This is a genomic window from Paractinoplanes lichenicola (assembly GCF_016785085.1).
In the GTDB taxonomy this organism is placed as follows: Bacteria; Actinomycetota; Actinomycetes; order Mycobacteriales; family Micromonosporaceae; genus Actinoplanes; species Actinoplanes lichenicola.
Window position 1 is genome coordinate 181741 of the sequence record NZ_JAENHO010000015.1, and the last position, 13297, is coordinate 195037.

The 13297-nt window shown below is 69.4% G+C and carries 11 protein-coding genes and 2 tRNA genes; 2 read left to right on the plus strand and 11 right to left on the minus strand.

Translation table 11 applies throughout. The features are described from left to right. Window positions 1-129: 129 nt before the first annotated feature. From JKJ07_RS41600 to gyrB, 10 genes are all read right to left on the minus strand, one after another. Window positions 130-528 (minus strand): NUDIX domain-containing protein, encoded by a 399-nt coding sequence (locus JKJ07_RS41600; protein WP_202997515.1) that lies wholly within the window; start codon window positions 526-528, stop codon window positions 130-132. 135 nt (window positions 529-663) lie between these two features. Next, on the minus strand, window positions 664-1959 hold the full coding sequence (locus tag JKJ07_RS41605) for a class I SAM-dependent methyltransferase (RefSeq protein ID WP_202997516.1): 1296 nt from the start codon (window positions 1957-1959) through the stop codon (window positions 664-666). Window positions 1960-2079: 120 nt separating this feature from the next. Next, window positions 2080-2616 carry a helix-turn-helix domain-containing protein gene (locus JKJ07_RS41610; RefSeq protein ID WP_202997555.1) on the minus strand — a complete coding sequence of 179 codons (537 nt, stop codon included), beginning with the start codon at window positions 2614-2616 and terminating at the stop codon, window positions 2080-2082. A gap of 52 nt (window positions 2617-2668) precedes the next feature. Beyond that, window positions 2669-3394, minus strand: a complete 726-nt coding sequence (locus JKJ07_RS41615; protein WP_236030818.1) for a DUF6461 domain-containing protein — start codon at window positions 3392-3394, stop codon at window positions 2669-2671. Between the two features lie 366 nt (window positions 3395-3760). After that, window positions 3761-3833: transfer RNA gene (locus JKJ07_RS41620), tRNA-Ala, on the minus strand. Between the two features lie 15 nt (window positions 3834-3848). After that, entirely contained in the window at window positions 3849-3977 is a 129-nt protein-coding gene (locus JKJ07_RS41625; RefSeq protein ID WP_215795213.1) for a DLW-39 family protein, read from the minus strand. A gap of 178 nt (window positions 3978-4155) precedes the next feature. After that, window positions 4156-4229 (minus strand) — tRNA-Ile (locus tag JKJ07_RS41630). A 78-nt stretch (window positions 4230-4307) separates the two neighbouring features. Further along, a complete protein-coding gene (locus tag JKJ07_RS41635; RefSeq protein ID WP_202997518.1) occupies window positions 4308-5198 on the minus strand; it encodes a DUF3566 domain-containing protein in 891 nt (296 codons plus the stop codon). A 3-nt stretch (window positions 5199-5201) separates the two neighbouring features. After that, window positions 5202-7709, minus strand: coding sequence for a DNA gyrase subunit A (gene gyrA / locus JKJ07_RS41640; protein WP_202997519.1), 2508 nt, complete (start codon window positions 7707-7709; stop codon window positions 5202-5204). A 117-nt stretch (window positions 7710-7826) separates the two neighbouring features. Then, window positions 7827-9776 (minus strand): DNA topoisomerase (ATP-hydrolyzing) subunit B, encoded by a 1950-nt coding sequence (gene gyrB, locus JKJ07_RS41645; RefSeq protein WP_202997520.1) that lies wholly within the window; start codon window positions 9774-9776, stop codon window positions 7827-7829. A 560-nt stretch (window positions 9777-10336) separates the two neighbouring features. Here gyrB and JKJ07_RS41650 point away from each other — a divergent pair. Then, on the plus strand, window positions 10337-10903 hold the full coding sequence (locus JKJ07_RS41650; protein WP_202997521.1) for a hypothetical protein: 567 nt from the start codon (window positions 10337-10339) through the stop codon (window positions 10901-10903). A gap of 130 nt (window positions 10904-11033) precedes the next feature. After that, the gene (locus JKJ07_RS41655; RefSeq protein WP_236030776.1) at window positions 11034-12464 is read left to right on the plus strand and encodes a hypothetical protein; all 1431 of its coding nucleotides are present in this window, start codon (window positions 11034-11036) and stop codon (window positions 12462-12464) included. Here the strand turns inward: JKJ07_RS41655 and JKJ07_RS41660 are convergent. Further along, window positions 12455-13099, minus strand: coding sequence for a DciA family protein (locus JKJ07_RS41660; protein WP_202997557.1), 645 nt, complete (start codon window positions 13097-13099; stop codon window positions 12455-12457). The two genes, JKJ07_RS41655 and JKJ07_RS41660, sit on opposite strands and share 10 nt — an antisense overlap. Between the last annotated feature and the right edge of the window lie 198 nt (window positions 13100-13297).

Genomic DNA, 13297 nt, shown 5'->3' on the forward strand with positions numbered 1-13297 from the left:
CCCGGTCGTCCACAGGCGGTTCCGAGTTATCCACAGGTAGCCGCTGAACCGCAGGTCAAAGTGCGGTCAATAGGTGCTCCAGAAGGAAGAGCGGCAAGACCCACTCAGAGAGCCAGGACCGACCCCGGCTCAGGCCGGCAGCACCACGATCATCGGGGGCACGGGCACCCCGCCCGACGTCTCCATCGGCAGTTCGGGGGCCGGCAGCCAGTCCAGCCCCAGCAGTTCCGGCCCGAACCCGTCGTCGGCGCCGATTCGTGGCTCGCCGTCGGCCACCGTCACTGCGAACACCGACGTCATGCCCGACGGATACGGCATCTCGAGCACATGACGGGCATCGCTGACCACCAGGCCGGTCTCCTCGAAGACCTCCCGCCGCACGGCCTCCTCCGCGGTCTCCCCCGGTTCGAGACCTCCGCCCGGCAAGGTCCACCACTCACCGCCACCGGATCGCCGACTGCGCTCGTGCACCATCAGTACGCGGCCGTCCCGGACGATCACGGCAGCGGCCCGTTTTCGTTCGCTCACGAAACGCAGGCTAACCGGCGCCACGCCCGTTCCGCATGACAACTTCGACGCCTGTGGATAACGTCCGCATTCGTTCCGGAGTAAGGGATGCGTCACCGACCTATCCGGACGGTCCGGCATAAAGACCGAAACGGATCAGACCGCATAGTCACTCCGCGTGGGCGACATGTCACTCGCTCCGTCACGGTGATCCTTGACGGCCAGCACCTGGTTGACGCCGATCCGCGACTGCTCGAACGCCAACGCCGAGGCCGCCATGTAGAGCCGCCACACCCGAGCCCGTCCGGGCGAGGTCAGCCGTACGGCCTCGGGCCATGACTGCTCCAAGTTGGCGACCCAGGCCCGCAGCGTACGGCCGTAGTGCTCGCGCAACGCGTGCACGTCGCGCACCTCGAAGCCGGCCTGTTCGAGGATCGTGACCGTCGTGCCGATGGGCGCCAGTTCACCGTCCGGGAAGACGTACGCGTCAATGAAGCTGCGCTGCTGGTGCGGCTGCTTCGGGGGCAGGTGCAGTCGCGAGATCTGGTGGTTGAGCAGCCGGCCACCGGGCTTGAGCTGCGCGTAGAGGATGGCCGCATAGTCCGCGTAGACCGACGTGCCGACGTGCTCGGCCATGCCCACGCTGGAGATCGCGTCGTACGGCCCGTCCTCGAGGTCGCGATAGTCCTCGACCCGGATCTCGACCTGCCCGGTCAGGCCCGCCTCGGCGACCTGCTTGCGGGCATACTCGGCCTGCTCGGTCGAGAGCGTGATGCCGACGACCTGTACGCCGTATTCGCGGGCCGCGTGGATCGCCAGGCTCCCCCAGCCGCAGCCGACGTCGAGCAGTCGCTGCCCGGGGCGCAGGCCGAGCTTGCGGCAGATCAGGTCGAGCTTGTCGCGCTGGGCGTCGGCCAGCCCGTAGCCGGCGGAGTCCGAGGTCCAGTATGCGCACGAATAGACCATGCTGGGGCCGAGCACGAGACGGTAGAAGTCGTTGCCCACGTCGTAGTGATGGCTGATGGCCTGCCGGTCACGGCGCTTGCTGTGCCGGGTGCCGGTGACGACCATCTCCTCCGGCGGCGGCTTGGGCTGAGTGCCGAGCACGCCGAGACGTACGAGATCGCCCGCAACCGATCGGATCGGCATGTCCCTGATGTCGGGTGAGCGCCAGATCAACGCGGCCAGCCGGGTGAGCGCGTCATAGAGGTCGCCCTCGACGTCGATCTCGCCGGCCACGTACGCCCGAGCGAGCCCGAGCTCGTTGGGCTGCCACATCAGCCGGCGCAGCGCACGGCGGTGACGGATCACCAGGACGGGCGCCTCGGCGGGGCCGGCGGTCGAGCCGTCCCAGGCGCGAAGGCGTACGGGAAGCGGGGTTTGCAGCAGCGCCTCGAGGACGCTCCGAAGCTTTGCCGCAGTCGTAGTGAGGTGGGGGATCGTGGTTGCCATCGGTACCTCCCGGGCGCAGTTTCGCGCGACCGAACATGGAACCGATTCACTATCCGCCCGCCACGGCGAATTGCATAAGTACCTTTTCTAGTTTTGTGATCGAGGAGACACGGGCTGTTCTCACACCGCCCGCATGACCCGCTCCAGGCTGGCCAGCCGCATGGGCCGGGCCTGGTCATGACGGCTTTCGGCCAGCGCGTCGAGCACCGCCCGACGCTCCCTTTCGGACAGTACGCCCGCGAAGGGTGACGCGGATCGCAGCCGCACCGCGTACTGGGCCGGTGAGGTGAGCGCGTCCAGCACCGCCGCCGGCTCGCCGGCCAGCAGCACCTCCCACCGGTCGAGCCATTCCCATTCGCGACCGCCGGGGTGCAGGCGCCGCAGCCGGCGAATGTTGATCTCGGCAGTGGCGAGCACCGCGGCCGGCTGGGCCGTGAGGCGCGCGGCGATCGCCTGGTGCAGCCACAGCTCTTCAAGCTCGGCGCGGCTCAGCACCGGGTGGATCAACGCCTCCACGTCGGCCCGCCGCACCCGCCGATGCGAGCCGATATTGACGTACGGGAGTAGTCCGCGCGCGCAGAGGTCCAGCACTCGCCGCCGCGAGAACCTCAGCAGGATCGCGGCTTCACCGATGGTGAGCAGATCGCCCGTGCGCATCGTCACACGTGGATGTTGGCGTGACGGCGTTCGGCATGCAACAACCGAACGGCTATTGACTCTTTCGCTGACCGGTTGGGACCTCGCTGAACAGATACGTCCGTTCCTGGAGCATCTCCAGGCTCAGCCCTACGCCGGTAGCCCGTTCGGCCAGCGCGAACGCCCCCGCCGTAGCGTCGCCACCAGCGCCGATCCCGACCGCCGAGATCTCTTGGGCGAGTGCGTCCACCCGCGCCCCACTGCGACGATTCGGCGCCTGCGGGTCGAAGTCGAGCTGCACGGCCCCGTCCTCCAAAAGGAGGAACCGCCCGCTCCCGTCAGCCGCCCGATAGAGGCACACCAACGTGGTCCCCTCCGACAACGGCCGCAGCAGCTCATCCGCACGACCGAGCGACCCGTTGTCCTCGATCACCAGCGACCACTCGTCATCAAGCCGCGAGACCCCGAAGTAGTACTTCTCGATCGCGCCCCGCTGCCCGTCGCCGGCCCCCACCATCTGCCGCCACCCGATGCGCTCGAGCTCCTTGGCCCCCATCCGCTTGAGCACCTGCGCCGGCCGCACGTCCTTCACCCAGACAAAGCAGAACCCCTTACGCAGTTCCGCCACCCGCCCGAACCACGCATAATCGGCCGCCCCCGCCTCCCGAGCAGCCGCCACTTCAGACGGCGACAGCGACGGCCCCCGAGACCCCACCGGAGACCCCGACGCCACAGCCGACGGCGTGCCGCCCCGCGACCCACACCCCGCCACCAGCCCCGCAGCCACGAAACTCAACATCACCCGCCGACGCACCGCGCCAGTACATCAAACCCCACCCACCCCTGTGACCCCGGTCCCATTCCCACCACCAACATCAGCCGCACATACAGCAAGCCGCCCCCAGCCCGGCAAAGCCGGGCAACGGACGACGGAGTGCGATGCGGGGCCGCGAGGCGCAGTGGGCGGAGCGGACCAACATCGGCGGCCGGCTGGGCGCGGCGCTTAGCGGCGGCGTGCCGTGAGCGGCCACGGGCCCGCAGGTGGCGCAAGGTGCGGGGCGGTGGGCGGCTGGGCGCGACGGAGTGCCGCAGGGCCCGACGGCCGAGGCCACCACACGCAGCCCACACACAAAAATCCCCCCGGCAACCCGGAGGGATCAGTATGTGGAGCCCAGGGGACTTGAACCCCTAACCCCCGCCTTGCAAAGGCGGTGCTCTGCCAGTTGAGCTAGGGCCCCCAAACAACCGACCAATTATCGCAGGTCAGGCGCAGTAGTAGCCTCATGCCAGAGCGCCCGCTCATCGCTGGACGCCTTGACCTTCTTGAAGATAAGCGCAGCCGCCCCCACAACACCAGCCACAATCAGAAGCTTCTTAAACACCAGAATCTCCATCCCACCGCAACTTCGATGTGGCCGCCAAGGCCACGAGCTACGGCCCGTAAGCAAGTCACAAAGGGTGGGCACCGTAACGTGGGGTTTCAGGGGGCTCGGCCCCCTGAGCCAGCATAACGAGCGGCCCCGGTCCGCGCTTTATGCGGACAGGGGCCCCCGCTGCTCGTGGGGCTAGCTGGAATCGAACCAGCGACCTCAGAGTTATCAGCTCTGCGCTCTAACCGACTGAGCTATAGCCCCTCAAGTGCGACACCGAAGGTTACCGCACGGGCCCGGGAGCCACCAAAACGGGGGTGGCTCCCGGACTCGTACGAAAAATCAGTCCCGCTCGGCCAGGGTCAGCTCGACCCCGCCCACCAGGTCGGCGCAGACGTTGTAGATGAACGCCCCGAGCGTCGCCAGCGCGGTGAACAGCACCACGTTGACCGCTCCGATCAGCATCGACGTGCCGATCACGCCCCACGCGGTGATCTGGAAGCCGCCGCTGGAGCCGGAGTTCTCGCTTCCGGTGGCGGTCACCAGTTCCTTGAGGCTGGTGTTGACCTCGGTCCAGACACCCATGGCGTCGAGGGCGAGGTAGAGCACCGAGGTGGCCACGACCACGACGATGAAGAGCACCACAGACACGGCGAACGAGAACTTCATCACGGACCAGGGGTCGATCCGCTTGAGGTTGAGCCGGGCCCGCCGGGGGCCGCGGGCGGCCGCTCCGGTGACCGTGGACCGCGCCGAACGGACCGCCTCGGTGACCCGGGCCGCACCGACCGCGGCGGAGCCCGTCGCCTGACCGGGACCCTGACCGGGACCACCGGCCGGACGGGCCGCCTTGCCGCTGTCGCCGCCGGGGCGCTGCTGCTGCGGGCCGGCCGGGGTGCCGGGCTTGTTGCCGGCCGGCGGCACGCTGACCCGGCCCGAGCTGCTGCCGGGGGCCGCGCCTTTGCCCTTGGTGACGGTCGGCACGCTGGCCGAACCCTTCACGGCCCCGCCGGGCCGCTTCGAGTCGGGGCCGTCATGGTCGGCGGCCGGCTCACCCGGGGGCGGGGCCATGCCCGGCGCCCGGGTGAATTTCGGCGTGGCCGGGGCATCGGCGGGGGCGGCCGCGCGACCCGCGGCGTCGCGTCCGTTCGGGGCGGCGCCGTCTTTCTTGGCCGCCTCGTTCGGAGTCGCCGAGCCTCCCGTGGCCCCCGACTTCGCCTGTGTCTCCGGCATCAACTAGTCCTGTTCGTCAGGCTCGTCGGCATTGCGAGCAAGCGCCACGATGGTTACACCTTCTGGGAGGTCCATCAGCTTGACCCCCATTGTGTTCCGATCCCGCGTGCGCCGTACAGGCTTCACGGGAGTCCGGATGACACCACCATTGCTGGTGATGGCAAATAGTTCATCCTCCGGGTCGATCACGAGTGCCCCCACCAGTCCACCACGACGTTCCGTGATCTTCGCGGTGAGGACGCCCTTGCCGCCCCGGCCCTGCACGGGATACTCCTCGATCGGTGTCCGTTTCGCATACCCACCATCGGTGGCGACCAACACATCCAAGCCCTCCCGCACCACTTCCATGGCCAGGAGCTCGTCGCTGCCGCTGAAGCGCATGCCGATGACGCCCGAGGTGGCCCTACCCATAGGACGCAGCGCATCGTCGGTTGCGTTGAACCGGATCGCCTGTGCGTTCTTGGAGACGAGCAGGAGATCGTTCTCCGGCGCCGCCAGGGTCGCGCCCACCAACTCGTCGTCCTCCCGCAGGTTGATGGCGATGATGCCACCGCTGCGGTTGGAGTCAAATTCCTCGAGCCGGGTCTTCTTCACGAGACCATTCTTGGTGGCGAGCACAAGGTACGGCGCGACCTGGTAATTCGGGATCTGGATGACCTGGGCGATGTGCTCGTCGGGCTGGAACGCGAGCAGGTTCGCGACGTGCTGTCCCTTGGCCACGCGGGCCGCCTCGGGCAGCTCGTACGTCTTGGCCCGATAGACCCGGCCCTTGTTCGTGAAGAACAGGATCCAGTCGTGGGTCGAGATCACGAAGAAGTGCGACACGATGTCGTCCTGCCGCAGCGTGGCGCCGCTGACACCCTTGCCGCCGCGCTTCTGCGAGCGGTACAGATCGACCTTCGTACGCTTCGCATATCCCGTACGTGTGATCGTCACCACAACATCCTCGCGCGTGATGAGGTCCTCCATCGAGACCTCGCCATCGAACGGGATGATTTGCGTACGACGCTCGTCGCCGTACTTCTGCACGATCTCGCCGAGCTCCTCGGAGACGATCGCTCGCTGCCGTTCCGGCTTGGCCAGGATGTCCTTGAGGTCGGCGATCTCGATCTCGATCTTGGCGAGCTCGTCGATGATGCGCTGACGCTCGAGGGCGGCCAGCCGGCGCAGCTGCATGTCGAGGATCGCGGTGGCCTGCACCTCGTCGACGTCGAGCAGCTGCATCAGGCCCTGGCGGGATTCCTCGACCGTGGGCGAGCGCCGGATCAGGGCGATGACCTCGTCGAGCATGTCGAGCGCCTTGACCAGGCCGCGCAGGATGTGGGCGCGTTCCTCGGCCTTGCGCAGGCGATATGCCGTACGCCTGCGGATGACCTCGATCTGGTGGTCGACGTAGTAGCGGATGAACTGGGCCAGGTTGAGCGTGCGGGGCACGCCGTCGACCAGCGCCAGCATGTTCGCGCCGAACGTCTCCTGCAGCTGGGTGTGCTTGTAAAGGTTGTTGAGCACCACCTTGGCGACCGCGTCCCGCTTGAGGACGAGGATCAACCGCATTCCCGTACGCCCGGAGGACTCGTCCCGGATGTCGGCGATGCCGGTGAGCTTGCCCTCCTTGACCAGCTCGGCCACGCGCTCGGCCAGATTGTCCGGGTTGACCTGGTACGGCAGCTCGGTGACGACCAGTTGGGGCCGGCCGCGCGGGTCCTCCTCGACCTCGACGACCGCGCGCATGCGGATCGAGCCGCGCCCGGTGCGGTACGCGTCCTGGATCGCCTGCCGGCCCACGATCAGGCCGTACGTCGGGAAGTCGGGGCCCTGGACGATCTCGAGCAGCGCCTCGAGCGTCTCCGGCTCGTCGGCCTCGGGGTGGTCGAGCACCCACTGCACGGCGCCGGCGATCTCGCGCAGGTTGTGCGGCGGGATCTTGGTGGCCATGCCGACCGCGATGCCCTCGGAGCCGTTGACCAGCAGGTTCGGGAAGCGGGCGGGCAGGATCGTCGGCTCCTGCGTACGCCCGTCGTAGTTGTCCTGCATGTCGACGGTGTCCTCGTCGATGTCCCGCAGCATCTCCATGGCGAGCGGCGAGAGCTTCGACTCGGTGTAGCGCATGGCCGCCGGCGGGTCGTTACCCGGCGAGCCGAAGTTGCCGTTGCCGTCGATCAGCGGGTAGCGCAGCGACCACGGCTGGCCCATGCGCACCAGGGCGTCGTAGATCGACGAGTCGCCGTGGGGGTGGTAGTTGCCCATCACGTCGCCGACGACGCGGGCGCACTTGACGTAGCCGCGGTCGGGCCGGAAGCCCGAGTCGTACATCGCGTAGAGGATCTTGCGGTGTACGGGCTTGAGGCCGTCGCGGACGTCGGGCAGCGCGCGGCCCACGATTACGCTCATCGCGTAGTCGAGGTAGGAGCGCTGCATCTCGACCTCGAGGCCGACGGGCTCGACCCGCTGGGCCACGCCGCCGGTGTCCGGGGCCTCGTCGCCGTCGGGCGCTTCGGGAGTGTCAGTCACTGTTAACCCTTACTCAAGGTAAAACCAGACATGTACGGCGAAACTACGCATCCTGCTGTGGATAACGTTGTGGAAAGCCGGGGGACGCTGTGGATACAGCGCCCCCCGGGCGGCCATCTAGATGTCGAGGAACCGCACGTCCTTGGCGTTGCGCTGGATGAACGAGCGCCTCGCCTCGACGTCCTCACCCATCAGCACGCTGAAGAGCTCGTCGGCCACCGCGGCGTCGTCGAGCGTCACCTGGCGTAGCGTCCGGGTGGCCGGGTCCATCGTGGTGTCCCACAGCTCGTGGAAGTTCATCTCGCCGAGACCCTTGAACCGCTGGATGTCGTCCGGCTTGGCGTTCGCCTTCTTCTGCTGACGCAGGGCGATCAGGCCGTCACGCTCACGGTCGGAGTAGGCGTACTGCGCGTCGTCGCCGCGCTTGTTCCACTTGATCTTGTAAAGCGGCGGGGCGGCCAGATAGACGTGGCCCAGCTCGACCAGCGGCCGCATGAAGCGGAACAGCAGGGTCAGCAGCAGCGTCTGGATGTGCTGGCCGTCGACGTCGGCGTCGGCCATCAGCACGATCTTGTGATAGCGCAGCTTGCTGACGTCGAAGTCCTCGTGGATGCCGGTGCCCATGGCGGTGATCAGCGCCTGGACCTCGTTGTTCTTCAGCACCCGGTCGATCCGGGCCTTCTCCACGTTCAGGATCTTGCCGCGGATCGGCAGGATGGCCTGGATCCGGCTGTTGCGGCCCTGCTTGGCCGAGCCGCCGGCCGAGTCACCCTCGACGATGAACAGCTCCGACTCGCGCGGGTCGGTCGACTGGCAGTCGGCCAGCTTGCCCGGCATCGAGCCCGACTCGAGCAGCGACTTGCGCCGGGCCAGCTTGCGGGCCTGCTGGGCGGCGATGCGGGCCCGGGCCGCCTGGTCGGCCTTGGTGATGATCTGCTTGGCCTCGGCCGGGTTGCGGTCGAACCAGTCGGCCAGCTGCTCGTTGGCGACCTTCTGCACGAAGCTCTTCATGTCGGTGTTGCCGAGCTTCGTCTTGGTCTGGCCCTCGAACTGCGGGTTGGCCAGCGTCACCGAGATGATCGCGGCCAGGCCCTCGCGGATGTCCTCGCCCGAGAGGTTCTGATCGCCCTTGAGCAGCTTCTTGTCCTTGCCGTACCGGTTGACGACACCGGTCAGCGCGGCCCGGAAGCCCTCCTCGTGGGTGCCACCCTCGTGCGTGTTGATGCGGTTGGCGAAGGTGTAGACCGACTCGCCGTACGACTCGTTCCACTGCATCGCGATCTCGACCGCCATGCGGGCCTCGTTGTCCTCGGCCTGGAACTCGACCACCGTCTTGTGGATCGGGCTCTTGGTCGCGTTGAGGTGGCGCACGAAGTCGGCGATGCCCCCCGCGTACATGAAAGTGACCTTGCGCGGCTCGCCGCTGTCGTCGGCCGACTCGGCCCGCTCGTCGGTGAGGTTGATGGTCAGTCCCCGGTTGAGGAAGGCCATCTCCTGCAGGCGGCGGTAGATCGTCTGCCAGTCGAACTCGACCGTCTCGAAGACCGTCGCGTCGGGCCAGAACTGCACCGTCGAGCCGGTGCCGTCGGTGGTCTCGCCCTTCTCCAGCGGGCCGGGCTTGGAGGCGTCGTACTTCTGCCGCCAGACGAAGCCCGACTTGTGGATCTCGACCGCCATCCGGGTGGAGAGCGCGTTCACGACCGACACGCCGACGCCGTGCAGGCCACCGGAGACCGCGTACGCCTTGCCGTCGAACTTGCCGCCGGCGTGCAGCACGGTCAGCGCGACCTCGACGCCGGGCTTCTTGAGCTTGGGGTGCAGGTCGACCGGGAAGCCGCGGCCGTTGTCGGTGACCGAGACACCGCCGTCGGCCAGCAGAATCACGTCGATGGTGTCGCAGTAGCCGGCCAGCGCCTCGTCGACCGCGTTGTCGACGACCTCCCAGACGAGGTGGTGCAGACCGCGTTCGCCGGTGGAGCCGATGTACATGCCCGGACGCTTGCGAACCGCCTCCAGGCCCTCCAGCACGGTGATCGAATCGGCACCGTATTCCTTGTTCTCTGCCACCCTCGGCCACTTTCTCGCGACAGGGCCCTGACGAGCCCCGCACGGGGTAAGCGGGCGCGCGGCGGGCGGCGGCAGGCAGGGTGAGCCACAGGCGACAACCCGCGGGGAGGAGCGAGCGGACCACCGGTGGAACCGTGCACGCCGGTCGCCGCGGCAGGCCCGCGGATCGTGATCGGCTGGAAAAACCGCGTAGCGTGACGGCACCAGTCCGTTTAGTCCCGGACGGGACTGAACCGTGACCATCACGCAGAGGTTTTCCCGGTCTCCATCGATTCTACTCCGCCGAGTCGAGTTCGTGAGGGTGCGGCACCCCTTCCGGGTGCCTGAGATTGCCGCAGACGCGTCGAGGGCCGCTCCCGAGTCTCCCCCTACACGGAACGGGGACCTCGCGCAACGGCAAGTGATCCGGCGGCCGACCGTTGGGGCGCGCCTTCCGCGGGTCGCCGCCACGCACTGCGACACTGCCTCCCAACGGCGGGGGTTTGTGTCGTAACCTCTGCCCGCGCGGGCCGGTAGTGGCCGGAAAGCCGCGACGCAGGTCGAGGAGGGGTGGCCCCCACATGGCGCACGACAAGGGGCTGGACAACGTCGCGGTGCACTGGCCGCGGACGAATCAGTACTACGACCCGGTGGCTCCCGCCGAGTTCGTCGACTTCGGGGCGATCGCCGACGCGCCCGAGATCGCCGCGCCCACGGGAGCCCTGGCGCTGCACATCGCCAAGACCGGCACGGTGCGCGCCACGGCGTACACGGAATTGGTTGATCTGCTCCTGGGTCTCGACGGCGTCCTCTATGCCACCGACGCCGCGGCCGAGGACGAGGATCCGGTGATCGACCCCGACGGCTGCGCCTGGATCGCCGGCGGCCTCGAGCGCTTCGTCGAGGGCCACGAGCCCCACGGCGACCTGGTCACCTTTGACACGGTGGCCCAGGTCATGCGGGACGCGGTCGCCGCCGGCCGGCTCGCCGAGCAGCAGCTGCGGTGGCTCGACCAGCGCCTGTCCGCGCTGCGCGACGACGCCGGCAACGCCCCGCACTGGAGTTTCGCCCGCTCCGAGCTGGCCATCCTGGCCGGTTTCTACCGCCGCTGCGCCGAGCGAGGGTATGCGGTCTTTGCCGACTATTAAGAGCCACATCAAGAGCCAGATGTCCCAGCGGGGTGGTGGGTACGGACCGTCGCTCCCGCGGGGACCCGGGCGGGCTTCGCTGGCCGCTGGCGCGTCCAGAACGCGAAACCCACCCGGGCGGCCTGCGTAAATGGTGGCGCTCAGAAACCCCGAACCGGTCCTGCGCGGCCTGGGCCGCAACCCCGCCGCGTCGGTTGACGTCCTGCTCAGCCTGCTGGCCAGGGCCCCGGAGGCGCTCCGCCAGGCCCTGCCGCACCGGGCCCACCTGCCCCGGCCGCTCCAGGAGGCGCTGCTGGCCGGCCGGCTGGTCGGCGTGCTGGCCGAGCACCCGGGCACCGACCCCGATCTTCAACGCCGGTTGCTCGCCACGCCGAGCTGGCGCGTGCGGATACGGGTGGCCGCGCGGATGCGGCTCACCGAGGACGACCTGGCCCGTCTGCTGACCGACGCCGCCGACCCCCGGCCCGAGGACCTGATGACGCAGCAGGAGATCATCGGCGAGCTGGAGTTCGCGGTCGGGTACGACCCGCGGCTGTACGCCGTGGCCACGTCCCACCCCGATCCGCGGATCCGGCTGCACGCCGTCCACGTACGCGAGCACCTGCCGAGACTGGCCGCCGATCCCGTGACCGAGGTCCGGCTGGCCGCCGAGCACCGGATCGCCGAGAACGCGCGGCTCCGGGAGCCGGCCGACCTGCCGTCGACCCACTCCCACGGATTCTGGTGGGTGCTGCAGCAGCCGCTGTCACGCGCCCTGATCGACCAGGTGCTCGGCGACGAGCAGGCGCTCTACTTCGTCGGGCCCAACCCGACGACGCCGCCCGACGTGGTCGAGGAGCTGATGCGGCACCCGTCGGCCCGGGTCCGCCAGCGCCTCGCCGGGCGGGCCGATCTCACCGAGGGCCAGTTGCTGCGGCTGGCCGCCGACGCCGACGCGGGGGTGCGTACGGCGGTGTCGGTTCATCCGGGCCTGACCGAGGCGCAGCGGGCCGGCATCGACATCGACGTCACGACGATGCCGGGCGACGAGCACTACGGGACGTCGGCGCGATGCCACGAACCGCACGGCGACAACCGGCCGCCGCCCCTGGAGGACGCCCGGCGCTGGGCCCGGTCGGTGAACCCGCTGCTGCGCCGGCGCGCGGCCCGCCATCCCGAGCTGCCACCGGCGAGTGCGGACCCCGATCTGGGCGTACGCGTGCTCACCGCCATCCACAACCCGGCCGCGCCGCCCGAACTGGTGCTGCGCAGCTTCCTCGAGCACACCGGCTGCGGCCGCGGCCGGCTCGAGTCCCATCCGCGATTTCCGGTCGACGGGCTGGCGCGCTTCGCCGGCGACAAGGACCCGCGGGTCAGGCGGCTGGTGGCGCGCGATCCACAGGCCGATCCCCAGGTGGTCGACCGGCTGCTCGGCGATCCGGACCCGGGCGTACGGGAAGCCATGGCCTCTTGCCCGCGGCTGCCGGTGGCGCGGATTCTCACCCTGCTCGACGACCCTGGTCTGGCCGAACCCGCGGCGACCAACCCGGCGCTGCCGATCGAGCGGGTCTATCAGCCGTAGGTGTCGCGCGGGCCACGGCCCTGGACACGGCGGGGACCCTTACTCCACGAGGGGGCGGCCGGGCCGTGGATGTTGAGCTTGGTGACGACGTTGTGGCCGACCTCGGCGGCGATGCTGCGCAGCAGTTTGGCGGCGAGCAGACGCAGCTGGGTGGCCCAGGCGGTCGACTCGGCCTCGACCGTCAGCACGCCGGCGTCGAGCTTCACCGGGCGGCTGTGCTGGGCGATGTCGGGCCCGACGACCTTCTCCCAGGCGCCGAACACCGTGGCCTCGGCCTTCGGGCGCTCCCAGCCGCGGGCCTTCATCAGGCGTTGCAGCACGTCACCGAAGAGCGCCGGGTCGCGCGGGTCGGGCCCGGGACCTGAATAGCCGCGCAGCCGCCGGCCCGAGCCCTCACCCGAGCCGCCGGAGCGTCGCCGGGGGTTGCGCGCGGCCTCCCGGCGCTTGGCGAGGGCGGCGTCGAGCACGGCGCGGGCCAGTTGCGGCCCGGAACCGCCCTCAGCGCCGCCCTGAGGCTCCGAGGCGCCCTCGCCCCCGCCGGGACCATGGTCGACTCCGCCGGGGGCCGCTGCGGGCCGCTCATCGCGATCTCGGGCACCCTCCGCCGCGTACCAGCCCTCGTCGGCCGCGCCCAGCTCCTGCCGGGCCACACCGTCGGGGTCGGCCTGTGGATAAAACCGTTCGGCTGTGGATGGGGCGTCGGGGCGGTCGCCGCGGGCCCGGGGCGGACGCTGCTCGCGGACGAGGTCGTCGCGCAGGCCGCGGGACAGGTCGGCGTTGCGCTCGCGGGCCAGGCCCTGATGGCGCTCGCGAACCAGCTCGTCGTGCCGCTC

What these genes read in the sequence shown, in the direction of transcription:
- JKJ07_RS41605 (WP_202997516.1), bottom strand. Translation starts at nt 1,959, where the DNA reads ATGGCAACCACGATCCCCCACCTCACTACGACTGCGGCAAAGCTTCGG.
- JKJ07_RS41610 (WP_202997555.1), bottom strand. Translation starts at nt 2,616, where the DNA reads ATGCGCACGGGCGATCTGCTCACCATCGGTGAAGCCGCGATCCTGCTG.
- JKJ07_RS41615 (WP_236030818.1), bottom strand. Translation starts at nt 3,394, where the DNA reads ATGTTGAGTTTCGTGGCTGCGGGGCTGGTGGCGGGGTGTGGGTCGCGG.
- JKJ07_RS41635 (WP_202997518.1), bottom strand. Translation starts at nt 5,198, where the DNA reads ATGCCGGAGACACAGGCGAAGTCGGGGGCCACGGGAGGCTCGGCGACT.
- JKJ07_RS41650 (WP_202997521.1), top strand. Translation starts at nt 10,337, where the DNA reads ATGGCGCACGACAAGGGGCTGGACAACGTCGCGGTGCACTGGCCGCGG.
- JKJ07_RS41655 (WP_236030776.1), top strand. Translation starts at nt 11,034, where the DNA reads ATGGTGGCGCTCAGAAACCCCGAACCGGTCCTGCGCGGCCTGGGCCGC.